The sequence below is a fragment of the Flavobacterium sp. genome, assembly GCF_035299245.1.
Classification (GTDB): Bacteria; Bacteroidota; Bacteroidia; order Flavobacteriales; family Flavobacteriaceae; genus Flavobacterium.
In genome coordinates this window covers 1-24,279 of sequence record NZ_DATGWY010000011.1, presented here as the reverse complement: position 1 = coordinate 24,279, position 24,279 = coordinate 1, and the positions used below count along the sequence as shown (strand labels likewise).

17 protein-coding genes are annotated in these 24,279 nt (G+C 37.6%); 9 read left to right on the top strand and 8 right to left on the bottom strand.

What is annotated here, in order from left to right:
* Positions 1-109: 109 nt before the first annotated feature.
* Positions 110-709: a ribonuclease HII gene (locus tag VK161_RS08335; protein WP_324214316.1), complete on the top strand. Its 600-nt coding sequence runs from the start codon at positions 110-112 to the stop codon at positions 707-709.
* Here the strand turns inward: VK161_RS08335 and lipB are convergent, their stop codons facing one another.
* Positions 710-1,429: a lipoyl(octanoyl) transferase LipB gene (gene lipB / locus VK161_RS08330; protein ID WP_324214346.1), complete on the bottom strand. Its 720-nt coding sequence runs from the start codon at positions 1,427-1,429 to the stop codon at positions 710-712.
* A gap of 5 nt (positions 1,430-1,434) precedes the next feature.
* Positions 1,435-2,253, bottom strand: a complete 819-nt coding sequence (locus VK161_RS08325; RefSeq protein ID WP_324214315.1) for a hypothetical protein — start codon at positions 2,251-2,253, stop codon at positions 1,435-1,437.
* Between the two features lie 225 nt (positions 2,254-2,478).
* Here VK161_RS08325 and lysS point away from each other — a divergent pair, with 225 nt between their 5' ends.
* A complete protein-coding gene (gene lysS / locus VK161_RS08320) occupies positions 2,479-4,167 on the top strand; it encodes a lysine--tRNA ligase (protein ID WP_324214345.1) in 1,689 nt (562 codons plus the stop codon).
* 52 nt (positions 4,168-4,219) lie between these two features.
* On the opposite strand, the gene VK161_RS08315 is transcribed toward lysS, so the two are convergent.
* Positions 4,220-4,489: a hypothetical protein gene (locus VK161_RS08315; protein ID WP_324214314.1), complete on the bottom strand. Its 270-nt coding sequence runs from the start codon at positions 4,487-4,489 to the stop codon at positions 4,220-4,222.
* A gap of 162 nt (positions 4,490-4,651) precedes the next feature.
* Between VK161_RS08315 and VK161_RS08310 the strand changes: the two genes are divergently transcribed.
* Both VK161_RS08310 and VK161_RS08305 read left to right on the top strand, forming a co-directional pair.
* Positions 4,652-5,080: a hypothetical protein gene (locus VK161_RS08310; protein ID WP_324214313.1), complete on the top strand. Its 429-nt coding sequence runs from the start codon at positions 4,652-4,654 to the stop codon at positions 5,078-5,080.
* A 75-nt stretch (positions 5,081-5,155) separates the two neighbouring features.
* Positions 5,156-5,500, top strand: a complete 345-nt coding sequence (locus tag VK161_RS08305) for a hypothetical protein (RefSeq protein ID WP_324214312.1) — start codon at positions 5,156-5,158, stop codon at positions 5,498-5,500.
* 48 nt (positions 5,501-5,548) lie between these two features.
* Here the strand turns inward: VK161_RS08305 and hemL are convergent, their stop codons facing one another.
* From hemL to VK161_RS08285, 4 genes are all read right to left on the bottom strand, one after another.
* Positions 5,549-6,835, bottom strand: coding sequence for a glutamate-1-semialdehyde 2,1-aminomutase (gene hemL, locus VK161_RS08300; protein ID WP_324214311.1), 1,287 nt, complete (start codon positions 6,833-6,835; stop codon positions 5,549-5,551).
* A 20-nt stretch (positions 6,836-6,855) separates the two neighbouring features.
* The gene (locus VK161_RS08295) at positions 6,856-7,785 is read right to left on the bottom strand and encodes a glucosaminidase domain-containing protein (RefSeq protein WP_324214310.1); all 930 of its coding nucleotides are present in this window, start codon (positions 7,783-7,785) and stop codon (positions 6,856-6,858) included.
* Positions 7,757-8,662: a 1-aminocyclopropane-1-carboxylate deaminase/D-cysteine desulfhydrase gene (locus VK161_RS08290; RefSeq protein WP_414655419.1), complete on the bottom strand. Its 906-nt coding sequence runs from the start codon at positions 8,660-8,662 to the stop codon at positions 7,757-7,759. The genes VK161_RS08295 and VK161_RS08290 overlap by 29 nt, the downstream gene beginning before the upstream one ends.
* Positions 8,663-8,746: 84 nt before the next feature.
* Positions 8,747-10,552, bottom strand: a complete 1,806-nt coding sequence (locus VK161_RS08285; RefSeq protein WP_324214308.1) for a T9SS type A sorting domain-containing protein — start codon at positions 10,550-10,552, stop codon at positions 8,747-8,749.
* A gap of 362 nt (positions 10,553-10,914) precedes the next feature.
* On the opposite strand from VK161_RS08285, the gene VK161_RS08280 reads away from it, so the two are divergent.
* From VK161_RS08280 to VK161_RS08260, 5 genes are all read left to right on the top strand, one after another.
* Positions 10,915-16,626 carry a GEVED domain-containing protein gene (locus VK161_RS08280; RefSeq protein ID WP_324214307.1) on the top strand — a complete coding sequence of 1,904 codons (5,712 nt, stop codon included), beginning with the start codon at positions 10,915-10,917 and terminating at the stop codon, positions 16,624-16,626.
* A gap of 375 nt (positions 16,627-17,001) precedes the next feature.
* Positions 17,002-18,819, top strand: coding sequence for a hypothetical protein (locus tag VK161_RS08275; RefSeq protein WP_324214306.1), 1,818 nt, complete (start codon positions 17,002-17,004; stop codon positions 18,817-18,819).
* Between the two features lie 357 nt (positions 18,820-19,176).
* A complete protein-coding gene (locus VK161_RS08270) occupies positions 19,177-19,356 on the top strand; it encodes a DUF5522 domain-containing protein (RefSeq protein WP_324214305.1) in 180 nt (59 codons plus the stop codon).
* A gap of 341 nt (positions 19,357-19,697) precedes the next feature.
* Positions 19,698-21,689 (top strand): urocanate hydratase, encoded by a 1,992-nt coding sequence (locus VK161_RS08265; RefSeq protein ID WP_324214304.1) that lies wholly within the window; start codon positions 19,698-19,700, stop codon positions 21,687-21,689.
* Between the two features lie 109 nt (positions 21,690-21,798).
* Positions 21,799-22,341: a DUF4136 domain-containing protein gene (locus VK161_RS08260; RefSeq protein ID WP_324214303.1), complete on the top strand. Its 543-nt coding sequence runs from the start codon at positions 21,799-21,801 to the stop codon at positions 22,339-22,341.
* A gap of 135 nt (positions 22,342-22,476) precedes the next feature.
* On the opposite strand, the gene VK161_RS08255 is transcribed toward VK161_RS08260, so the two are convergent.
* A complete protein-coding gene (locus tag VK161_RS08255) occupies positions 22,477-24,018 on the bottom strand; it encodes an alkaline phosphatase family protein (RefSeq protein ID WP_324214302.1) in 1,542 nt (513 codons plus the stop codon).
* Between the last annotated feature and the right edge of the window lie 261 nt (positions 24,019-24,279).

Genomic DNA, 24,279 nt, shown 5'->3' with positions numbered 1-24,279 from the left:
GTTAAAATTTTCAAGCGATTTACTAACGATGTGGTTGCAACACACCCATTTGATGCAAAAAAAATCATATGGTTGCGTTAAAATTTGCATTATTATCAAAATTAATTTTATGTTAAAATTAAGATTCTCGGAACATAAATATGAATGCGGAACTGATGAGGCAGGAAGAGGTTGTCTCGCCGGACCAGTTACAGCTGCTGCAATACTACTTCCTGAAAATTTTAATTTGGAATTACTCAATGATTCCAAACAACTTTCTGAAAAAGTCAGAGAAAGACTCAAACCGTTAATTGAAGAAAAAGCAATAAGTTTTTCAGTAACTCACTTAGAACCTAAAATAATTGATGAAATCAACATTTTAAACGCATCGATTAAGGCAATGCAAGAGAGCATTATTAAGTTGAATCCAACACCATTATACATAATTGTTGATGGAAATAGGTTCAAACCAATAAACAATATTCCTTTTAGCACTATTGTAAAAGGTGATTCTAAATACATGAGTATTGCAGCTGCTTCTGTTTTAGCAAAAACCTACCGAGACGAATACATGAATACAATTCACGAGGAATATCCTATGTACAATTGGAAACAAAACAAAGGTTATCCAACTATTGAACACCGTGAAGCAATTAAAAAGTACGGAACGACAAAATACCACCGGATGAGTTTCCGATTATTACCAGAACAGCTAAAGTTAGATTTATAATTACACTGAAGCTTTGTCAAGCGTCTTAAATGCAACTTCAAAGAGTTGTGAAAAGTGTTTTAGAATTTTTTCCTTAACTTCGGCTTCATTTACTTTTTCAACACCTAATTCAACTTGTAAAGAAGTAACTGCTTTTCCTTTAATTCCGCACGGAATAATATTATCAAAATAGCCTAAGTCGGCATTTACATTTAAAGCAAATCCGTGCATGGTTACCCATCGAGAAGCTCGAACACCCATAGCACAAATCTTTCGAGCAAACGGAGTTCCGACATCAATCCAAACTCCGGTTTCACCTTCGCTCCTTACTCCTTTAATATTATATTCTGCCAGCGTTAGTATAATAACTTCTTCTAACAATCGTAAATACTTATGAATATCGGTAAAAAAATTTTCTAAATCCAAAATAGGATAACCTACAATTTGCCCTGGACCGTGATAGGTAACGTCTCCACCTCTATTAATTTTATAAAAAGTAGCCCCTTTTTCAGAAAGCTGTTTCTCTGACAATAACAAATTAGACAAATCGCCACTCTTACCCAATGTATATACATGAGGATGTTCTACAAACAAAAAATAATTAGGCGTTTCAAGTGCCGAATCTTCTCTTCGATTTTGAATTTTGATATCGACGATTTCCTTGAACAATAGCTCTTGAAAATCCCAAGTTTCTTTGTAATCTTTAAATCCTAAGTCGACAAGTTGAATTTTTTTGTTCATCATAATTACTCTAACTCCACATCAAAGCTTAAACTTTCTGGATTTTCCATGTATTCTTTCATGTCAAAAAGAATCGTAACTGTTTTACGATCTTCGCTGTAAAGTGCATTTGGAATCGATACTTTTTTAACGGCTCTTGGAAATTGATATACTACTTTAAAATCAGATTGGTCGTAAATTAATTTCATTGACTCTTCTTTACCTGCAGCATACTCTGCTTCCTCTTTAGAAAGCTGCGCATCTTTATCAGAATTATCAGCTACTAACTTCCGTACTTTCTTTTTAAAGACTTTACCATCAAAAGAGTATTCGCTTGAATTGTTATCTTTCATCATATCTCCATTGTTTCCAACCGATTTGTTTCCTCCATTGAACGATTTTACTGACTCCATAGGCGACATTAAATCATTTAAATCACTAATTGCTTTAAAATCGGTGAACAATGTATAGTTAAATATACTTTTTTCCTCATTCATAACCATTCGAATACTAAAATTTTCCATTCTTTTGAACTTTTCTTGTTCTTCTAATGGCAATTTGGCAATACTATCTTGTTTGCTTGCCATCAATTCTTTAAAAGTAAATGTACTATCAATATCCGCCAACTCTCTTTCGCCTTCTTTATTTTTTTTCTTTTTCTTTTTGGATTTTTTTTCAGTTTCTGCTTTGATAGCACTTCCCATCATGGACATCATTTTAGAACCGTCAATTTCGCAGGCAAATTTGCCCGAATTATCTTCGTTGAAAATGATTTTTTCAGTAATGGAACAACTTGAAAATGTCACTAATACACAAGCGACTAGCAGGTAATTAAATAGTCTCATTTTAAAAATTTTTCCAAAGATACAAAAAGTTTCTTCTCTAGCCCAGACAGAAGCGGCATCCTTTTTTGTCTTTTGGCACTGCTTTGGGAGACAAAAAAGATAAAGCAAATGGCTGGAAAATGGATTACTGACACAAACCAAGCCTTTTGCTTCAAAAAAATGAAAATTTCCTGTTTTGATACTTTACACCGATTGACTATCTTTGCCGACTTAAATTTATACATTATGCAACTTTCAGAACAAGAAATCATTAGACGAGAAAAACTCAAAGCTCTACGTGATTTGGGAATCAACCCTTATCCCGCCAATTTGTATCCCGTAACACACACTTCTAAACAGGTGAAGGAACAATTTGAAGAAGGTAAGAAGGTAATCTTGGCTGGAAGAATCATGAGCGATCGTGATATGGGAAAAGCTTCGTTTGTGGAGTTACAAGATAGCGAAGGTCGAATTCAATTGTATTTTAATCGCGACAACATTTGCCCTGGTGAAGACAAAACTTTATACAATCAAGTTTTTAGAAAATTAACCGATTTGGGAGATTTTATAGGAGTTGAAGGCGAATTGTTTTTAACCAAAGTAGGTGAAAAGTCGGTTCGTGTGGATCAATTTACTTTTTTGAGCAAAACCTTACGCCCATTACCATTGCCAAAAAAAGACGACGAAGGTCATGTTTTTGATGCTTTTGTCGATCCAGAATTGCGTTATCGAATGCGTTATGTAGATTTAGTTGTAAATCCTGATGTTAAAGAGGTATTCGTTAAACGAACCAAATTGTTTACCGCGATGCGGAATTTCTTTAACGATGCGGGTTATATGGAAGTAGAAACTCCGATTTTACAAGCGATTCCGGGTGGAGCTGCGGCACGACCATTCATCACACACCATAATAGTTTAGACATTCCGTTGTACATGCGAATTGCCAACGAATTGTATCTGAAACGATTGATTGTAGGTGGATTTGATGGTGTGTACGAATTTTCGAAAAACTTCAGAAATGAAGGAATGGATCGAACACACAATCCTGAATTTACCGCCATGGAAATCTACGTAGCTTACAAAGACTACAACTGGATGATGGAGTTTACCGAAAACTTATTAGAACATTGTGCTTTAGCAGTAAACGGAACTACAGAAGCTACTTTTGGCGAGCATAAAGTCAATTTCAAAGCGCCGTATGCACGTGTTACCATGACCGATGCCATTAAACAATTTACAGGTTTTGATATTTCGGGAAAAAGCGAAAGCGAACTCTTTGAAGCGGCGCAATCTATGGGAATTGCTGTGGATGAAACCATGGGTAAAGGAAAATTAATAGATGAAATTTTTGGAGCCAAATGCGAAGGCAATTTCATTCAACCTACCTTTATTACTGATTATCCAAAAGAAATGTCACCGTTGTGTAAATCGCACCGTGACAATCCCGAATTGACCGAACGCTTTGAATTGATGGTATGCGGAAAAGAAATTGCGAATGCGTATTCAGAGTTGAACGACCCAATTGACCAAAGAGAGCGTTTCGAAGCTCAAATGGCGTTGGCAGAAAAAGGTGATGACGAAGCGATGTTTATTGATCAAGATTTCTTACGTGCGTTAGAATTCGGAATGCCTCCAACTTCAGGATTGGGAATTGGAATGGATCGTTTGATTATGTTTTTGACCAATAATGCATCGATTCAGGAAGTGTTATTCTTCCCGCAAATGCGACCAGAGAAAAAGCAAATCGAATTGACTGAAGAAGAAAAATTAATTATCAGTATATTGAAAACTGAAAACAATCAACCTTTAGCTCAATTAAAAGAAAAATCACAATTGAGCGGTAAAAAATGGGACGCAGCCATGAAAGGTTTAGCCAAACACGGAATGACCAAAGTGGTAGTTGAAGGAGAAAATAAAACCGTGGTTTTGAATTAAAACCGAAACGATAAAAGAAAAAAGGGAACCCAATTGAGTTCCCTTTTTTTTATTAATAACCACCAGATCCTGCTCCGGCCGCCATTGCTGCGGCAAAAATAGAACCGAATGCCATAAGAATTAAAAACACTAAGACTAACATAATAAGCAACCAAATTAATTGAGCTTTGGCCCAAGTTTGCTTGTGAATATTTTGATTATCGCCAAAGGCATAAATGAAAAGCATCACTAATCCTACAATTGGAATAATTAAGATTAAAAAAGTAATCAGCCAGTCTTTTACTGACATTGGTTTTTGGTTTTGGTTTTCGAATGATTCCATAATTAGATGTTTTTAATTGGTTATAGATTGCTAAGATAAAGAATTAATTCAATCTCATTAAAACCCATTCTTCTTTTAAAATCAATTTATTAAACTTTTGTTAAGGATTAAACCTTATTTATCGAATAAAGTCTTACTTTTAAATCACTTAAATTTTAAAACATGAGAAAATTAATTTTAGCCGTTGCTTTGGTTGTAGGATTGACAGCTTTTGCACAGGGAAAAAAAGGAGACGGAAAAGGAAGAATGACTCCAGAACAACAAGTTGAAGTTGTATTGAAAAAAATGACTTCTGAATTAAGTTTAGATGCCAAACAACAAGATGAAGTAAAAGCTATTTTAGTGGAACAATCTAAAAAGAGAGAGGCTAAAAAAGAAGAATTTAAAACCCGAAGAGAAAAAGGTGATAAACCATCTGACGAGGAAATTGCTACAATGAAAAAGAATCGAATTGACGAAGAGTTGGCAATGAAAAACAAAATGAAAAAAGTACTTTCGGAAGATCAGTATAAAAAATGGACGGAAGCCAAAAAAGACCGAATGGAAAAATTCAAAGGAAAAAGAGGAGCAAAACCTGTTGATGGTGAATAATTAAGGATAAATATTTTGTGGTTTGCAAAAAATAAATTAGTTTTGGTTTCTATTACTTAAAAAAAAATCAAAATTATGAAAAAATTATTCTTTACTCTTTCATTACTATTTGCACTTACATTAACGGCTAGTGCTCAAGATAGCAAAATGACTCCAGAAGCTTTAGCTAAGAAAGAAGTTTCTACTTTATCTGAATTAGTAGGTTTGACTGATACTCAAGTTGCTGATTTATACAGATTGTTTGAACAAAAACACCAAATGTTGGCTGACAAGAATCTTTCTGCTGAGAGAAAAGCTGAAGTAAACCGAATTGTAGGATTGAAATTAGAAGCTACATTAACTGGTGAGCAAAATAAAAAATATGCTGCAACAAAAGAAAAACTTGAAAAAGTAATGTCTGAAGCTACACAAAGTAAATAATCTAATTTTAGCATAAAAAAAGCCCCGATGAGAATCGGGGCTTTTTCTTTATAGTGTTTTTGCAACTTTATTAATTGCATTAATAGTAAAATCTAAATCTTCATACGATAGCGCATCAGTAATAAACCATGTTTCATAAGCAGATGGTGCAATGTAAACACCTTCGTTTAATAATCCGTGGAAAAACTTTTTAAAGGTTTCGTTATCGCCGTTTTTGGCTGTTTGAAAATCAACCACTGGATGTTCATCAAAATGCACAGAAATCATAGAACCTACTCTATTGATGGTAAATACGATTTCATTATCAGATAATACTTTTCGAATTCCTTTTTCCAAATAAGCTGTTTTTTCTTCCAATCGTGAGAAAATATCAGGGTTATCATTTAATTCCTGAAGCATTGCCAATCCAGCTGCCATCGCTAAAGGGTTTCCTGACAATGTTCCCGCTTGGTATACTGGTCCGAGTGGCGCTAAGAAATTCATTATTTCACTGCGAGCAGCAAATGCTCCGACTGGCAAACCACCTCCGATTACTTTTCCGAAGCAAACAATATCAGCCTTTATGTTGAACAATTCTTGCACTCCACCTTTTGCTAATCGGAATCCCGTCATTACTTCGTCAAAAATAAGCAAGGTTCCATTAGCATCACAAATTGCTCTTAATTGCTCTAAAAACCCATTGATTGGCGGTACACAACCCATATTACCAGCAACAGGTTCTACAATAATTGCCGCTATTTCATCAGGATTGGCATTGAATAATGATCTTACATTTTCAATATCATTATAATTAGCTAATAATGTATCTTTTGCAGTTCCTTGAGTTACTCCTGGACTGTTTGGCGCACCAAATGTGATGGCACCACTTCCTGCTTGAATCAAGAACGAATCCGAATGACCGTGATAACAACCAGCAAACTTGATGATTTTATCTCTTTTGGTGTAACCGCGTGCCAAACGAATAGCGCTCATACAGGCTTCAGTTCCTGAATTTACAAAACGAATTTTGTCTATATTAGGAACCATTGAAATAGCCAATTGGGCTATTTTAGTTTCCAATTCGGTGGGCATACCAAACGATGTTCCAAGTTGTGCTCTTTCGGTTATGGCATTCACAACGGGTTCGTGGGCATGACCTAAAATCATTGGACCCCAAGAATTGATATAATCTATTAATCGATTTCCGTCTTCATCATACAAATAAGCACCTTTGGCACTTTTGACAAAAATGGGTGTTCCACCTACAGCTTTGAACGCTCTTACGGGCGAATTAACACCGCCTGGAATTACTTGTTCAGCTTCGGCAAAAAGCGAACTACTTCTTTGGTATAACATAAATGAAGTGTGTTTTAGTATTATTTTATTTGGAGTAATTGACCGATACTTATGGCATTTTCGGTGATATTATTTTTCTTTCTTAACTCTTCTATAGAAATATTGTATCGTTTGGATATCGAATACAAAGTATCGCCTTTGACCACTTGATGTTGATCTGTGGTTGGCTGTGGTTTCTCAGTTTGTTTATCCGCAACGGTAACTGAATTTGTTGGAGTTGTAGGCACATAGTCTTTTCCTAAAACTTCAGCATCGTATTTTTGCAATTGATAACGTTCTATGAGTCCGATTAATTTAGTTGGATAAGCTGGATCGGTGGCGTAACCTGCTTTTTTCAAACCTTTTGCCCAGCCTTTATAATCGTCTTGCTCTAATTTAAAAAGCGGATCGTACCATCTTCTTCCTCTTAAAAAGTTAGCGTAATCTTGATAGGAGTCGTATACATTATCGTATTTTCTGAAACACTCTTGTGCTTCGTCATCGTCATGTTTTACACTTGGGCCGTTCCAATCTTTGTGGCATTTGATACCAAAATGATTATTGGCTTGTCTGCTTAAATCACCTGTTCCAGCACCCGATTCTAAAATTGCTTGTGCAAGAGCGATACTAGCGGGAACACCGTGATTTCTCATGTTTTTTTGCGCTACATCTTTGTATTTATCAATGTAAGCCAAAACAATTTCAGTAGTTACTTTCACCTTTGAAGTAGCCTCTAAAGTTTCCGTTTGAGAATTGGTTGATGTTGGGACAGTAACTATTGGTTCTGCTTTTGGTTGCGTAGGTTTTTCGACTGGTTTTTTATCGGTACGAACTACTATTTCAGGTCTTGTTTTGTTGACAGGCTCTTTCGTTGTTCGAACAACAGGTTTTGAAGAACTGCAAGCAATAAAGAAACTGATGAGCAAACAAAATGCAATTTTTTTAATCAATGAATTGTATAATAGGCGCATTATTTTTTTTTAATTTTATATTCATTCCTTCTACTCCTTGAATTCCTCCTGTGTGAATAAGTAAAATTCTTGAGTTTTCAGGAAAATAGTTTTTCTGTATTAAATCGATAACGCCAAAAACCATCTTTCCAGTATAAATGGGATCGAGCGGAATTTTATTTTCGGCGAAAAATAAGTTAATGAACTGAATTAATTCGTTGGTTACTTTTCCATAACCTCCAAAATGATAGTCAGAAACTAGTTCCCAATTTTCATTCTGGGCAAATTTACGAATATCTTTTTGTAAAAAATCGCCTTTTAACGCAGGAAAACCCAAAACTTTTTGGTGACTTAAAACACTATTGATAATTCCAGAAATGGTTCCACCGGTTCCGACAGCTGTACAAATGAAATTGTATTCTATATCTTCACCAGTAATCATCTCTGAACATCCTTTAACTGCCAAATCATTGGTTCCGCCTTCTGGTAGTAAGTAAAAACTATTGAACTTTTCTTTTAAATCCTGAATAAATTCAGCAGAGTCTTTCTGGCGGTAACTTTCTCTTGTCACAAAATAAAACTCCATTCCACATTCATGAGCAAACTTTAACGTTGGATTTTGGTCGATTTGTGAAGCCAATTCGTCACCTCTAATAACACCTATCGTTTTGAAACCATTTTCTTTTCCTGCATAGGCAACAGCGGCAATGTGATTGGAAAATGCACCCCCAAAAGTCAAAAGAGTAGTTTGATTTTCTTTTTTTGCCTGAATTAAATTGTATTTGAGCTTACGAAATTTGTTGCCCGAAACAAAAGGATGTATCAAATCTTCTCTTCGAATGAAAAGTTGAATTGAAGAATTAGGCATATGAATTTTTTGGGTTGGAATTTCCAAAATTATTGTTTTGACAAAGGTAAAAATTACACCATAAAAAAAGGCATTCTTAATGAACACCTTTTATATAGTAAAGTTGAAAATGGGTTAGTCGATTCTTTCTACGATAATTTTTTGGCTCATGTTTTGACCATCAGCTCCAAATAATTTAACAATGTAAACTCCTTCGCTTAAAGAAGATGTTGATATCTCATAGTTTTGTTTAGAAGACAAATCCGTTTTTTGCAGCACTAATTTTCCGGCAATATCATATAATCCCGCTGATTTAATCTCAACAGCATTTGGATTTGAAATAGACAACACTTGATTATTATTGTTTTGTACTACAACTAAGTTGTTTTCTAAAACTTCGTTGTTCCCTAAAGAAGCATCTTTGAATGTTATTTCAAAACGATCATTGTAAACACCCTCTGACAAATTAACATCAAAGTCACTTAATTTTAAGTTGTGATAGAAATTTGTTTGTGCATCGTAAACATAAACGGGTTGATTGGGATCAAAATTCACAACATCAACTAAACTAATTTTAAAAGCTGTGTTTCCAGTAACTTTAAAACCAAAACGAAGTCTTTTCTCAATATTAAAATCAATTCCTTGTATTACATATTTTTCATTATTCAAGGAGAAGTACGAATCGTTCGGTAAGTTATCATCCGGACTTTTAGCATCAATTCCTGGATCAACTCCCATAGTAGCTTCAGGCAAGAACGCTAAAGCAACCTGACGTGTAAATTGATTGTTTATAATTGTATTCAAACGAATATGAGAAACTGAGTTGATTGGGCCAGTTGAAACCACTCCATCATCATCTGAATCAGCAGCATTTGCATTGACTCTTTCAAACTGAGATAATGCACCTGATTCTCTGTAGTATTCACGATGAGTATTTCTGATTGTAACCGTTCCCAAAGAATTTCCTCTCACCATAAACCCTTGACCTATTGGCGCGTATTTTCTTTCAATAACTAAACCTGAAGAAGCTCCTGTAGTATTTAGTGTTCCGTCTGGATTATAACTATCATAAGTAGCTGGAACATACAAACCATTAGACACCAAACTGATTGGAGAATAAGTCCCATAACCACCTCTGTACTGAGCTAAATAATGAGAGTTAACTGTTTTATCATGTTCCCAATAATAAGCAATTCTATCGAAGGCAGTATTCGCTGGATCTAACAAGAATGCATTAACGTGAAGTGCTGAAGGATAAGGATTTCCTGTAAGTGTTTGTTTATTTAAATCAACACCAACTGTAATATTTCCATCATTGGGTTTTCCTCTAAAATCATAACGTTGAGCACCACCAGGATTATTAACTGTTGCTTCACCAACATTAGTATTATCTGTTCCGCTTGTCCCTTTCATAGTAAAGCCTTGACCAGCAGCCAAAGTGGGATTATCTTGAACGGAAATCCATCCTGCTCCACCCGGATCGTATACATTTGAAGACAAGTATTTCCATATCCAAAATCTTGAAATTTCCAAACTTGAATTGGTTGTAGAACCATCATAACCTGCAATAATTGTAGCAGGAGTTGAAGCAGTTACCGTAGTTGGTCGATTCAACATGGTGATTCCAAAATTTTCATTTCCAATAGCAACCGATGAATTCCCGACCGGAGAACACCAATAGTTGTAATCAAAATTATCAGAACTTCCTTCTTGAAAAACAGACAACTTACCTAAACCTCTGTTGGTAGAAGTACCTGTGGTTCCTTGCAAGAGTTGTCCTTCATTACGCAAATAAAAATTACTATTTGCACCGTTCAGTTCAACATTACCAGTTACATAAACTAAACTGGCTCTGTTATAAATGAAGCTATTGTTACTAACGTATACTTGTGAAAAAGACACGCCAAAAACAAGAAATAATAAAAAGGAGAAATGTTTCATAATCATCGCATTAGACTTCAAAAATAGAGTATTTTTTTTAATCTACACAATAGTTTGTAATGAAAAAGCATCAGCCTTTTTCTTTTATCGATTAAATGCTAATTATTACGATTTAAAAACAAACATCGATTAAAATATAGTTATTTTCTTATGTTTTTTTCCTGTATAAAATACTTACAGAAAAAAATTGCAATTTTCATAATGTCAAGTAAATAAGAGTTTTAGCAAATTTTTACCTTTTTTTTAAAAAGCTAGTCTTAAACTGTAAACAAAAACCTACACAACATTTTAACATTTTTTTTAAGTATTTTGTTGTTTTTAGAAGGTAATTCTTTATTTTTGATAGACAAATTCCCCGCAAAATGAATAAAACTATACTTTCAACCCTCTTTTTGAATATTTTCACACCTAAGAAAACTCGCAATTTTATTTTGCCTGTATTATTATTTTTTACTACTCATTTTTTTGCTCAAGGCACAAGTTGTGCTACAGCTGAATCCATATCAATAAATGGAGCTTGTGATTCAGGAACAATTACTGATACAACGCAAGATGCCCCATTAATAGGAACTTGTGCAGGAACATTTAACAGAGAAGGATGGTATACTTTTACTGTTACTGGTGGACCAATAAATGTAACTATAACGGGAGTAGGGAACAATCGTAACATTTATTTGCAATTACTTTCTTCAACAAGTTCTTGCACTGGTTTAACTCAAATCAACTGCGCAAATGCTACAACTACAAATGGAACACAAACAGAAACAATATCAGCTACTCTAACTAATGGAATTTATTACATCAAAGTTGTTAACGTTGGAAGCAATGGTAACTTAACACTCACTAGCTTATGTGTTACTGCTCCTATACCGCCAAGTAACTCAACTTGTGCCACAGCAACTTCACTACCATGCGGAGCAACTAACTTAGCAGGCACTACTGTAAACACAACTGGGGCAACCGCTAACGGAACAGGATGTTCTATGTCTGATTACGGTGTTTGGTATTCGTTTGTAGGTGATGGTCAACAAACTACTATAACAACAAATCCTGCTTTTGATATAAAACTATCTGTAGTAACTGGATCGGCTTGTGGTTCTTTTTCCAATATTGTCTGCACTGACACTTCACCAGAGTCTGCAACATTCATAACAACCAATGGAACAACATACTACGTATACATTGCACATTGGTTGGCTGGAAGTACTACAACGGGAACTTTTACAATATCCAGATCATGTACTCCTGCTCCTGCAACACCTGTAAATGACGAATGCATTAACGCAATACCCTTGACCGTAAATACTACTTGTAGTTATGCTAATTACACAAATGCTAACGCAACAGCAAGCACTGGTATTCCTGCTCCAGGTTGTGCATTCTATAGCGGTGGCGACGTATGGTTCAGCGCGGTTGTCCCACCAACAGGAATTTTAAATGTTGATATGCAATCTGGTGGAATTACTGATAGCGGACTTGCTTTTTACAGAGGAAGTTGCGGCAGTTTGACTTTATTAGAATGTGATGATGACGATAGCGCGAATGGCGCAATGTCATACATATCAATGACCACTTTGATTCCAGGAGAAACAATTTACATCAGAGTTTGGGAATATGGTAATGATGGTAATGGTACATTTGGCATTTGTGCTTCAGCTCCAAGTTGCGTATCCCCAACTCTTAATGCTGCTTCAAACATAACATTAACTACTGCAACTATAAGCTGGAATGCTCCAACATCTATTCCAAGTAATGGTTACCAATACGTAGTATCAACAAGCAACACTACTCCTGGTGGTGCAGGGACACCAACTGGCTTAACAAGTGTGAATTTAACTGGATTAATTGCAAATACCACTTATTATGTTTTTGTTAGAAGTGATTGTGGAGGCAGTAATTACAGCGCTTGGACACCTTACATAGTTTTTACAACAGGGTATTGTCCTTCCACTTCCACTTCATCAACTTATTACATAGCAAACTTTTCGACAGCTGGAGGAACAACCAACATCACCAATAATGGTTCTGGATATTCTGCTGGCGGCTATGGCAATTTTACCGGAATGGTCGTAACACAACAAAACAATGGAACCATCAACTTCACAACCAATTTCTTTGACGGATTTTACACTTACGGATTCAATATTTGGGTAGATTGGAATAATGACTTGGACTTTGATGATGCTGGAGAAAAAGTATACGCGTCTGGTGGCTATGTAACTGGCGCAACAGGAAGTTTTGTTGTTCCTTCGGGAGCCAGTGCGGGAAATCATAGAATGAGAATCGTAGCCAATTATCTTTCTACAAACCCAACTTCATGTGGCTCTATTTCAAGTGGTGAGACAGAAGATTATACTGTAAATGTAACAGCTGCTGCTTGCCCAGGAATTCCAACTGCAGTAACTATTTCAGCAATTACTCAAACATCAGCAACAGTGAATTGGACTGCATCAACACCTGCTCCTGCAAATGGTTACCAATACATTGTCACAACAAACCCAGCAACGCCAAATTCTTCAACTCCACCAACAGGAAGTACTGCCGCAGGTGTAACTACGGTAAATTTGACAGGGTTATCACCTGACACTGTATACTATGTTTATGTTAGAAATAATTGTAACGGAGTTGACTTTAGCCCATGGACAGTAGTAGTTTCTTTTATAACGGGTTATTGTTCATCAACGTCTTCAAGTTCGTTTTACTACATCAATAATTTTTCAACTTCAGGCGGATCAAACAACATTGCTAACAATGGTTCAGGATATTCTCCTTCTGGTTACGGAAATTTCACTGGCCAAACCGTAAGCCAAATCAATTCAGCTTCTGTAACATTTTCAGCTGTTTTTTACGACGGATTTTACAGTTATGGATTCAATATTTGGATTGATTGGAATAACGATTTAGATTTTAATGATGCAGGCGAACTAGTATACGCGAGTGGAGCTTACGTAACATCTGCATCAGGCACAATTACTGTTCCGGCAGGAGCAAGTTTAGGAAATCACAGAATGAGAATAGTAGCCAATTATCTTTCTACAAACCCAACTGCGTGTGGATCTATTTCAAGTGGCGAAACTGAGGATTACACATTCACAGTACTTCCTCCACTACCTTGTTCAGGAAACCCTTCATCAATTAGTGCTTTTATATCTTCACAAACCACTGCAACAATCAGTTGGATTGAACCAGGCACACCTCCAGCAAATGGTTATCAGTATTATTTATCAACTTCAAATTTAACTCCAAGTTCATCAGCAATCGCCACAGGTTCGGTTGGTGCTGGAGTAACTTCTGTTAATTTAACAGGATTAACTGGTGGAACTACCTATTACATTTGGGTACGTTCAAATTGCGGCGGCGGATTAGGCCAAGGAGTTTGGATTGGACCGATAAGTTTTACTACACCTAACTGTTCGTTAGGAAGTGGAACTGGAACAACAACTCTAGGATGTCCTGGCGTTATCGCTGGTGGACTAAGCCTATCGGGTGCTGACCCTAGCCCAGTAAACGCTTGCCTAAGTTCTTCTTGTGTCGACTTAGAAGCGACTTATACCCCGATATTTCAAAGCACAAGTTATAACGTACAATCCATCCCTTACAGTCCACCTTATCAATTTAATTGTTTGAGAAATCCAGTAAGTATTAATGTTGATGACATTTGGTCAACAACCATAAACTTACCTTTTCAATTTTGTTTTTATGGCAACAATTACACGCAATGTTTAATTGGTTCGAACGGAGTTTTAACTTTCGACTTAACCAATAATACTCCAGGCGGATACAATCCATGGTCATTTGCAAGTAATTTACCAAATGCTTCCTTATTTAGAAATACAATTTTTGGAGTATATCATGATATCGACCCAAGTGTTGGTGGTGAAGTAGGATGGGAATTAATCACTCTAAATACAGGCTGTAGAGCTTTAGTAGCTGCATGGGATGACATTCCTATGTTCTCAAGCAGTTGTAACTCAATACTCTATTCCGGAATGATGGTATTGTATGAAAACACCAATGTTATTGAAGTGTATGTTCAAGAAAAGAATGTATGTTCATCATGGAATGGTGGAAATGCAATCATCGGAATTCAAAATGGAAATGGAACACAAGCAGTAGTACCTCCTAATCGAAATGGACTAGATCCAGACTGGACAGTGACTAATGAAGCATGGCGATTTGTACCAAGTGGTGCTCCTGCTACTACAGTTACGTGGCACGAAGGTTCAGGTATTTTTGGACCAGTTGTTGGCACAGGAGATGTAATAACTGTTTGTCCAGCCTCAACCACAACGTATACCGCCGAAGTGACTTACACCATTTGTTCAGGAAGAACAATCACCGAAACTGATGAAGCCACAGTAACAGTAGTAGGAAACAAAACCTGGAACGGTTCTGTTGACTCCGATTGGAATAAAAACAATAACTGGACACCAAGCGGAATTCCAACAGGTTTAGATTGTGTTATGATTCCAGTAACTCCCAACAATCCTATTGTTTCAGGTAGCAGCTATGTTGGTTTAGCAGGAACACTAACTGTTTTAAACGGAGCTACTTTAACTGTTTTATCAGGTAATTCTGTTACTGTAACAAATCAGGTTACAGTATTACCTAGCGGAACCTTTAACATCAACGACAACGCAAGTTTAGTTCAGATAAACAACCCCGGAATTGCCAATTCAGGAAACATAACTATGTACCGAAACACTGATATCAAATTGTACGATTATGTTTATTGGTCATCACCTGTCACCAGTTTCGCATCGAGCGCCATTTTCCCTACAACATCAACTGGTTTGATATGGAAATGGAATCCAACTCATAACGGAACCGATTACGGAATTTGGGTAAACGGCAACGAAAACATGACAGTCGGAAGAGGTTACATTGTTAGAGCACCAAATACTGCTACAGGAACACCAACCAGTCATCAAGTGACCTTTACTGGAGTTCCAAATAACGGTAATTTAACTACACCTATTTCAAGAGGAACTAGAACCTCTTCGTATCCTTCTCCTGGCGGAACTGCAACTGCCGAAGACGACAATTGGAACCTAATCGGAAACCCATATCCATCGGCAATTGACGCCAATACGTTCATCAGTTCCAATCTGAACATCGATGGAACCATTAGACTGTGGACTCACGGCTTATCAATTAGCGCAGCTTATGTAGATCCTTTTTACGGAGATTACACTTATAATTATTCGATAAATGATTACATTACCTACAATTCTTTAGGATCAACACCACCAGGATTTATGGGCAAAATTGGTGCTGGACAAGCGTTCTTTGTACAAATGAACCACAGCGCTCCCACTCCATCAACAGTGGTATTCAATAACGGTATGAGAAACGGATTGTACGACAACAGTCAGTTTTACCGAACTTCCATGATGGACAGTGATTCCGATAAAAACAGAATTTGGCTTACCATAGAAAATGCGGCTAATGAAACGGCTACTTCGCTTGTTGGTTATGCCGTTGGTGCCTCTCTCGAAAAAGACCGCAATTTCGATTCGACGCACAAACCCGGAAATGCAGTTGGTATTTATTCGATGATTGAAAAACCAATGATTATCCAAGGTCGACCAATGCCTTTTGATCAAAACGACCAAGTCACAATTGGCGTAACAACTCCAACTGCAGGAAATTATTCGATTGGAATTCTAACTGCCGATGGTTTATTCGCTGATAGTTCACAAAACATTTATTTGGAAGACACACTTTTAAATATTGATCACGATTTGCGTCAAGAACCTTACAGCTTCTCTTCTGAATCGGGTAATTTTGAAAATCGTTTCATACTAAAATACGTTTCGGCCACTTTAGGCAATTCCGAATTCAATGCAAACACCGTAAATGTTGCCACAAACACCAACATCAACATTCATTCAAGCAATGAATTACTCGATTCAATTATCGTTTATGATATTTTAGGAAGAAAATTAGCCGAATACAAAAACGTAAACGCTACTGAGTTTATCATCAAAAATCTAATGAAAAACGATACCACATTAGTATTGAAAATCAAAACAGAAAGTGGAGCAATAACCCACAAAAAAATAATCTATTAAGTTCGTACATACAACAAAACCTTCCGAAAAGACCTTTGCTTTAGCTAGTAAAGGTCTTTTTGTTAATTGTACAACCCTCGACTTTAGTATGAATTATTAGTTACTTCTACAAGCAATAATACAACTTACCAACTTAAAAATAAATTCAAAAAAGCTATGTGAACATTTATAATCAAAGTAGTTACTTGAAAAACTCTATATAATATTCAAAACACAATTGCTATCCACAAGTAGTAGTCACAAAGAACAAACCTTTTAATCTCATGCATTTTGTCGTTAAATTACGCTTTGTACCGATATTTATTCCTCTAATCAATTGTAATTCTGAACTTTGAACTGATTCATATTGATTGACTCTAATTAAAAAAAATGAAAATGAAAAGTAAACATCTATTCGCAGGTTTTCTTCTGCTAAGTTGCCTTGACTTTGCATGGTCGCAAGTAGGTATTGGAACTAATGCACCAGCTTCAACCCTAGACATTGTTGCGGCGAATCCAACAGGAGCTTCAACTAATGTAGACGGAATACTAATTCCGAGAGTAAGCAGACAAAGAGCACAAAGCATGGCTGCAACACCAACATCAACTTTAATTTACGTTAACGATATTGCTTCGGGAACTGCAACTGGAACTACCATAAATGTAACTTCTGTAGGCTTTTATTTCTTTAACAACTTAGGTGTTTGGGAAAAAATCTCAACTGGAATGAACACCAACTGGTCATTAACAGGAAACACTGGAACAACCGCTGGTACGAATTTTTTGGGAACTACAGATGCCCAAGACATTCGCTTTAGAACCAACAATACTGACCGTTGGAATATTTCTAATGCCAATAATGGTCAGTTGCAATCGTATTCACTAGGCACAGGAGCATTGCCTTCTTATTCATGGCAATCCGATCCAAACACAGGTATGTTCAGCTCTGCAGCAGATAACTTAAACTTTTCAACAGGAGGTTTTCAAAGAGTAAACATCAACAACATAGGTAATGTTGGTATTAATATCGCTCCATCCTCCTATAAATTAGAGGTTGATAGTGGTGCTGGCGATGCTGTTTATGGTCATTCAACCAATGTTGGAGCTATCTTAGGAAGAGAAACTAACTTTTCTTTGGGTACTCCACCACAAACTGTACTTGGAGCTGGAGTCTATGCTAATAATCCTGCAGCAGGTTATACTAGCGTTTTTGCACAGTCAACCGGTGCAGCTACTGTAGCCGCCAACATCAATTATTCTAACGTATGGATGGCCAATTACAACTATGTAGATAACGCTTCAACAACTTACAACCCTAGCGCATCTTATAATCAGCTTAATGTTACTTCAGCCACTCTAGGAGGTGCTCAAAGTGCATTAAATGCCTACAGTTCAAGAGGTACAACTGCCGGAAATCCAGGATTTACAGTAGGTGTAAATGCAATTGCCGATGCTCAAAATCAAGATTCATTTGGTGTATTTGGAACTGCCTATAGCAATGCGACTTACCGTTTTGGAGGTGCTTTTGAAGGTTTGTCGTATGGTGGTGTAAGTAGTGCTTACGCCTACGTAGGCGGTAGTCCAAACGGTGGTGTTACCGCAAGAAAGATCATTGGAACGGGTACTGTATCTGAAATCGTCCCAACTCAAAACCACGGCCGAGTAACGCTAACTTGCCCAGAATCTCCAGAGTACTGGTACCAAGACTACGGCACAGTCGAAATGGTTAATGGTAAAGCCACTATTATCATTGATCCTATTTTAGCAGACATTATCGTTGTTGATGATGAAAATCCGTTGCGCGTAATCTGTACTCCTGTAGGTATGCCTTATTTCAACGGAATTACAATTATGAATCAAACTCAAAACTCGGTAGAACTTTTAGAATTAAACGGTGGAACTCATTCTGGGAAACTACAATACCAACTGGTCGCAAAACCAAAAACGAATTATGGCGAAGGCCGTTTTCCTCAAGCGCCCGGACCAAAATACATGAAAAAAGAGCGAGAGCCTATCGCAGCTAAAGCAGCCAATGATCCTCAAGACGGTAGAACGGTTTTCCGTTGGCCTTCCGATTATGAAGTGTACAATTACAATCCTGAAGATTTAGTGAATGTGGGCGACATCATTCCAGCCGGACCTAACGCTGGAAAAGTAAAACTCGGAAATGGAAAATACGGAACCGCTGTTCCTTTAGAAAAACCCAAAAACTAAGACTTCAAATAAGATATAAACTTCCAAAAAGACCTTTGCTTTAAGTAGTGAAGGTCTTTTTCATTTCCATAGGCTTCCCGCTCAAACGATATGTTATAATAGGCTTCTCTGCGGTTTCTGTACTGTATTAATCGAATGCCAAACTCAATTCCATACCATAAATAAAACGGAACAATTAATAATTCCAATTGCTGTCGCAGATGAATCCGCTCATGATTGATAAATACCTTATTCAATCTATCGCTTTTAGTTGCAATAAACACAAACGGATAAAAAGTCAACCCTCTAAATCCGCGCGGTGTTAAATATTTAAAAACAATCAATATCATATCTCGCAAAGTTGCTAATTTTGTAGCTATGAATGAAAAAATCGATCCAAATAATTTAGTCGAAGGCGAAGATTACTATCTCACACCCGAAGGTTACCGTTGTTTTACCGAGAAATACCACCTCAAACGCGGCTATTGTTGCAAAAGCGGTTGCCGTCATTGCCCGTACGGATTCGATAAAAAAACAGGAGAAATAAAGAAAAAGTAACTGAGTACCTAAGTAATTAATAAATAGATTTGTCACACTGAGCTACGCTTGTACTGACGAAGGAAGTATCGAAGTGTGGCGTTCCCGCCGAAAAAGGCGGGCGGGCTTTCGCACTCGCTTTTTTGCTCCTCTGCGTTGCGCAAAAAGAGCTCAAACAATTGCTCAATCCCTAACGCAGTCAGTAGTACTATAGAAAATTAGAAATAAATTAAAAATCTCTGTAACTTTACCACACTAATTTTAGAAGGCAGAAGGCAGAGGCAGACAGCTGAAAGCAGAGAGCTAAAAACTGAAAGCAAAACTTAAAATCATATAGTCTCACAATCTTACAATCCAAAAAAATGACTTTTCAAGAACAAATACTTCAAGGAATTCCGCAGGTTTTACCACAACCAAAACCGTACGAAGCCGACATCAATCACGCGCCCAAACGCAAAGAAATTCTAACCAACGAAGAAAAAATACTCGCACTCAAAAATGCTTTACGCTATTTTGAACCGCAACACCACGCCGAATTGATTCCCGAATTCAAAGCCGAACTCGAAACCTACGGTCGCATTTATATGTACCGTCTTCGTCCGGATTACCGCATGTACGCTCGACCCATTTCAGAATATCCAGGCAAAAGCGAACAAGCCAAAGCCATCATGCTCATGATTCAAAACAATTTGGATTATGCCGTTGCACAACATCCGCACGAACTGATTACTTACGGTGGAAACGGAGCGGTTTTTCAAAACTGGGCACAGTATCTTTTGACCATGCAGTACTTGGCACAAATGACCGATGGGCAAACCTTGGTAATGTATTCTGGCCATCCGATGGGTTTATTTCCATCCCACAAAGAAGCACCAAGAGTAGTCGTAACCAACGGAATGGTAATTCCTAACTACTCCAAACCCGACGATTGGGAAAAAATGAACGCTTTAGGCGTATCGCAATACGGACAAATGACGGCAGGAAGTTATATGTACATCGGTCCGCAAGGAATCGTACACGGAACTACCATCACCGTTTTAAACGGATTTAGAAAAATAAAAAAATCGCCAAAAGGTGGCTTATTTGTTACTTCTGGACTGGGCGGAATGAGTGGCGCACAACCCAAAGCTGGTAACATTGCAGGCTGTGTTACCGTTTGTGCCGAAGTGAATCCAAAAATCACGCATATTCGTCATTCGCAAGGCTGGATTAATGAAGTTATAGACAACATCGACCATTTGGTTCCAAGAGTGAAAACAGCTTTAGCCAACAGCGAAGTCGTTTCCATTGCCTACCTCGGTAACGTAGTAGACGTTTGGGAACGTTTCGATCAAGAAAACCTGCACATTGATTTGGGTTCGGACCAAACTTCGCTCCACAATCCGTGGGCTGGAGGTTATTACCCAATGGGTTATTCATTTGAAGAATCGAACGAAATGATGGCGAATAATCCCGAAAAATTTAAAGAAGAAGTTCAAAAAACACTGCGTCGTCATGCGGCAGCCATAAACAAACACACCGCCAAAGGAACCTATTTCTTTGATTATGGAAACGCCTTTTTATTAGAATCTTCTCGTGCTGGCGCCGATGTAATGAACGATCATCCAACTTTAGGAAGAGAATTCAAATACCCAAGTTACGTACAAGATATTATGGGACCAATGTGTTTTGACTACGGATTTGGTCCTTTCCGTTGGGTTTGTGCCTCGGGAAAACCCGAAGATTTAGCCAAAACAGATCAAATCGCTTGCGACGTTTTGGAAGAAATGATGAAAACCGCTCCCGAAGAAATCCAACAACAAATGGCCGATAACATTCAGTGGATTAAAGGCGCACAAGAAAATAAACTAGTAGTTGGTTCACAAGCTCGCATTTTGTATGCCGATGCCGAAGGCCGAATCAAAATAGCCGAAGCGTTCAACCAAGCAATTGCCAGAGGTGAAATTGGTTATGTGATTTTAGGCCGTGATCACCACGATGTTTCCGGAACCGATTCGCCATACAGAGAAACCTCAAACATATATGACGGTTCTCGTTTCACTGCCGATATGGCAATACACAATGTGATTGGTGACAGTTTTAGAGGCGCTACTTGGGTATCTATTCACAATGGTGGTGGCGTTGGTTGGGGTGAAGTAATTAATGGCGGATTTGGTATGGTTCTTGATGGTACTAAAGAAGCATCAAGACGCTTAGAATCAATGCTTTTCTGGGATGTGAACAACGGAATTTCACGTCGTAGCTGGGCTCGAAACGAAGGCGCTATTTTTGCCATAAAAAGAGCGATGGCGACGCAACCTTTGTTGAAAGTAACCATCCCTAATGTAGTAGATGACGGATTGTTGGATTTTTAGATCATTAGACAGTAAGACTATTAGACTTTAGTTTCCGTTTATTTATCTATCACAAAAAGAATCTAACATTCTAAAAATCTAAAATGTCTAATATTCTAATACTTTACATATGAAAAAGACACTCAAATTTATTCCACTACTCCTACTCTTCGTACTCGCTTCGTGCAGTTCGGTAAGAGTGAATTCGGATTACGACAAAAATGCGTCGTTTGACGGTTATAAAACCTACGCCTACCACAAAAGTGGCATTGATAAAGTAGAGATTTCCGATTTGGACAAAAGACGGATTCTACGCTCGATTGATGAGGCCATGGCTGCCAAAGGATTTACAAAAAGTGATACTAATCCCGATTTACTGATTAACTTTTTTACTAAAGAAAGAGAACAAGTAGACGTGAACCAATTTAATGCTGGTTGGGGTTACGGCTGGGGTTGGGGTTGGAACCCTTGGATGTGGGGCGGCAACACTTCAGTTTACCGCTACACCGAAGGAACGTTGACCATTGACTTTATCGACAACAAAAAGAAAGAACTCATTTGGCAAGGAATTGGCGAAGGTGTTTTAACCAAAAAAGCCGAGAAAAAAGATGAAAACATCAACGAATTTGTGAGTAAAATTTTGGCGCAGTATCCGCCTGTAGTGAAGAAGTAACCTAATTCAAAATTCGTTGTTCAACATTGAATATTCAACATTCAACTTGGAATGTTGAATATTGAAATAAAAAAACCGTAATATCTAGTTACGGTTTTTTTATTTCTAAACTTTTAGTGAAGATGATTTACCTTTTTATCCAAATCTCTTGATAAACTCCATCATATCTCCAATAGTTTTAATGTCGGATGATGCTGTATCTCCTAATCCGTGTACTTTTTCTAAGTGAAGCAAACTAGTGAGCATGGCTTTTTGAAGGCAATTTAATGGATCGTCGGTTTGGTTGGTTTCGACATCGGTGGTTGGAATGGCAGCTAATTGTAAATCGGGCCAATCGGTGCGCATTTGCGATGAAAAAACCGAAGTGAACGGTTGTGCAGCGGCATCGCGATCAGTTAACGAATCTAAATTCCACTTTTGACAAACGGTTTTAATGAACGAAGTATGATCAAATTGCTCGTTGATAATGGTGTTCGGCTGAATGTACGACGATATCATGATCATCGGTACGCGAACGCCCAATCGGTCGAAACCAAAATCGCATTGTCCTACCATTCCGGGTTCAGGTGGAACAGCTCCCGATGGCGGTGGAAAATGATCGTAACAACCGCCGTGTTCGTCATGGGTAATGATAAAAAGTATTTTGTCTCTGTACGCACTATTCTTAATAGCGTTGTACACTTCGAAAATCAATTCTTCTCCCAAATAAACCGTTCCTAGAGCGAGTTCATGTTTGTACGCCGATGGATGTTGGTCGTTGTGTTTGAACAGAAATTGCGGTTCTACAAAAGAATATTGCGGTAAGGTTCCGTTTTGTAAATCTTCTGCAAAACGCGAATATTCGTGCGTGTGAAACGGATGTTTTAACGAATAACCGTGGATGATTTCGGTTAAACTCAGCGGATAAATGGGCGCGTAGACTTTCCACGAAACGTCTTTTTCGGACATACGATCAAAAAGTGTGGGCAACGGCCAAACGTCTTTTATCCAAGAAGCCATCCCAGTGATATCTCCATCGATACCTGGAAAACCGCTTCCGTTTTCTTCGAGCGGATTGATGACTTTTCCGGCCGAGCTCGCGGCGTGCCAAAACGCTCGGTTGCAATAGGTTTGACTCGGAACCGAACAAAACCAATGATCAAAAACAGCAAATTGTTTGGCTAGCGTAGTCATGGCCGGAATTTGATCGGGTTGGAAGCATTCCATTATACCTTTGTATTGGTCATAGGTTGGAACAGAACCATCAGCATACGTAGCACGCAGATTGCTTTCGTAATCGTTTATGAAACCGTTCATAGTGGGTGATGGAACTGGAGTGGGCAAATTGAAGGGAAAAACCATATTTTGCTGTTCGACACCCAAATTACTATCGGGAATGATTTGATTGAAGAGTTGGGTATTGACGTGTTGGTATTCTTCACCGGGATCGGGAAACGGAACCGAATAATCGGTAGCAGTTGATACCGCGATGGTCGGATGTTCGTTGTAACCATCGGCGCGTGGCGGAACTGGATTGGAGTAATTACCAGTATTGAGACCTTCGAATTTTTTGCCATTTGGCACTTCATCTTTAGCATATAAATAGCCTAGAAGATTATCGAAGGAGCGGTTTTCGAGCATGAGTACGACTACGTGTTCGAACGTATCGAGTCCGTTGAATTGATTTTGATTTTCCATGGTGGTGTTGGTTTAAAATAGGTCTATCAAAGTAAATCAATTCACAATCAATAGAATAGCGTAGTTTTACGGGATTTTTAGGTAAAAGGGAAAGTGCTTAATTAGGTAAATTTCTACTAAACTTCATTGTTCGTTGTTCCAAGTTGAATATTCAAAATTCAATAACGAATGGCACTATTTTTAGAGAAAGACTTGAACAAGGAATGTTGAACAACGAATTTTGAATGTTGAGGTTGGACATCTTAAATACTCAACAAAAAC

What these genes read in the sequence shown, in the direction of transcription:
- VK161_RS08265 (WP_324214304.1), top strand. Translation starts at nt 19,698, where the DNA reads ATGACTTTTCAAGAACAAATACTTCAAGGAATTCCGCAGGTTTTACCA.
- VK161_RS08295 (WP_324214310.1), bottom strand. Translation starts at nt 7,785, where the DNA reads ATGCGCCTATTATACAATTCATTGATTAAAAAAATTGCATTTTGTTTG.
- VK161_RS08315 (WP_324214314.1), bottom strand. Translation starts at nt 4,489, where the DNA reads ATGGAATCATTCGAAAACCAAAACCAAAAACCAATGTCAGTAAAAGAC.
- VK161_RS08270 (WP_324214305.1), top strand. Translation starts at nt 19,177, where the DNA reads ATGAATGAAAAAATCGATCCAAATAATTTAGTCGAAGGCGAAGATTAC.
- VK161_RS08255 (WP_324214302.1), bottom strand. Translation starts at nt 24,018, where the DNA reads ATGGAAAATCAAAATCAATTCAACGGACTCGATACGTTCGAACACGTA.
- VK161_RS08280 (WP_324214307.1), top strand. Translation starts at nt 10,915, where the DNA reads ATGAATAAAACTATACTTTCAACCCTCTTTTTGAATATTTTCACACCT.
- VK161_RS08275 (WP_324214306.1), top strand. Translation starts at nt 17,002, where the DNA reads ATGAAAAGTAAACATCTATTCGCAGGTTTTCTTCTGCTAAGTTGCCTT.
- VK161_RS08325 (WP_324214315.1), bottom strand. Translation starts at nt 2,253, where the DNA reads ATGAGACTATTTAATTACCTGCTAGTCGCTTGTGTATTAGTGACATTT.
- VK161_RS08310 (WP_324214313.1), top strand. Translation starts at nt 4,652, where the DNA reads ATGAGAAAATTAATTTTAGCCGTTGCTTTGGTTGTAGGATTGACAGCT.
- VK161_RS08305 (WP_324214312.1), top strand. Translation starts at nt 5,156, where the DNA reads ATGAAAAAATTATTCTTTACTCTTTCATTACTATTTGCACTTACATTA.
- VK161_RS08335 (WP_324214316.1), top strand. Translation starts at nt 110, where the DNA reads ATGTTAAAATTAAGATTCTCGGAACATAAATATGAATGCGGAACTGAT.
- lipB (WP_324214346.1), bottom strand. Translation starts at nt 1,429, where the DNA reads ATGAACAAAAAAATTCAACTTGTCGACTTAGGATTTAAAGATTACAAA.
- lysS (WP_324214345.1), top strand. Translation starts at nt 2,479, where the DNA reads ATGCAACTTTCAGAACAAGAAATCATTAGACGAGAAAAACTCAAAGCT.
- VK161_RS08285 (WP_324214308.1), bottom strand. Translation starts at nt 10,552, where the DNA reads ATGAAACATTTCTCCTTTTTATTATTTCTTGTTTTTGGCGTGTCTTTT.
- VK161_RS08260 (WP_324214303.1), top strand. Translation starts at nt 21,799, where the DNA reads ATGAAAAAGACACTCAAATTTATTCCACTACTCCTACTCTTCGTACTC.
- hemL (WP_324214311.1), bottom strand. Translation starts at nt 6,835, where the DNA reads ATGTTATACCAAAGAAGTAGTTCGCTTTTTGCCGAAGCTGAACAAGTA.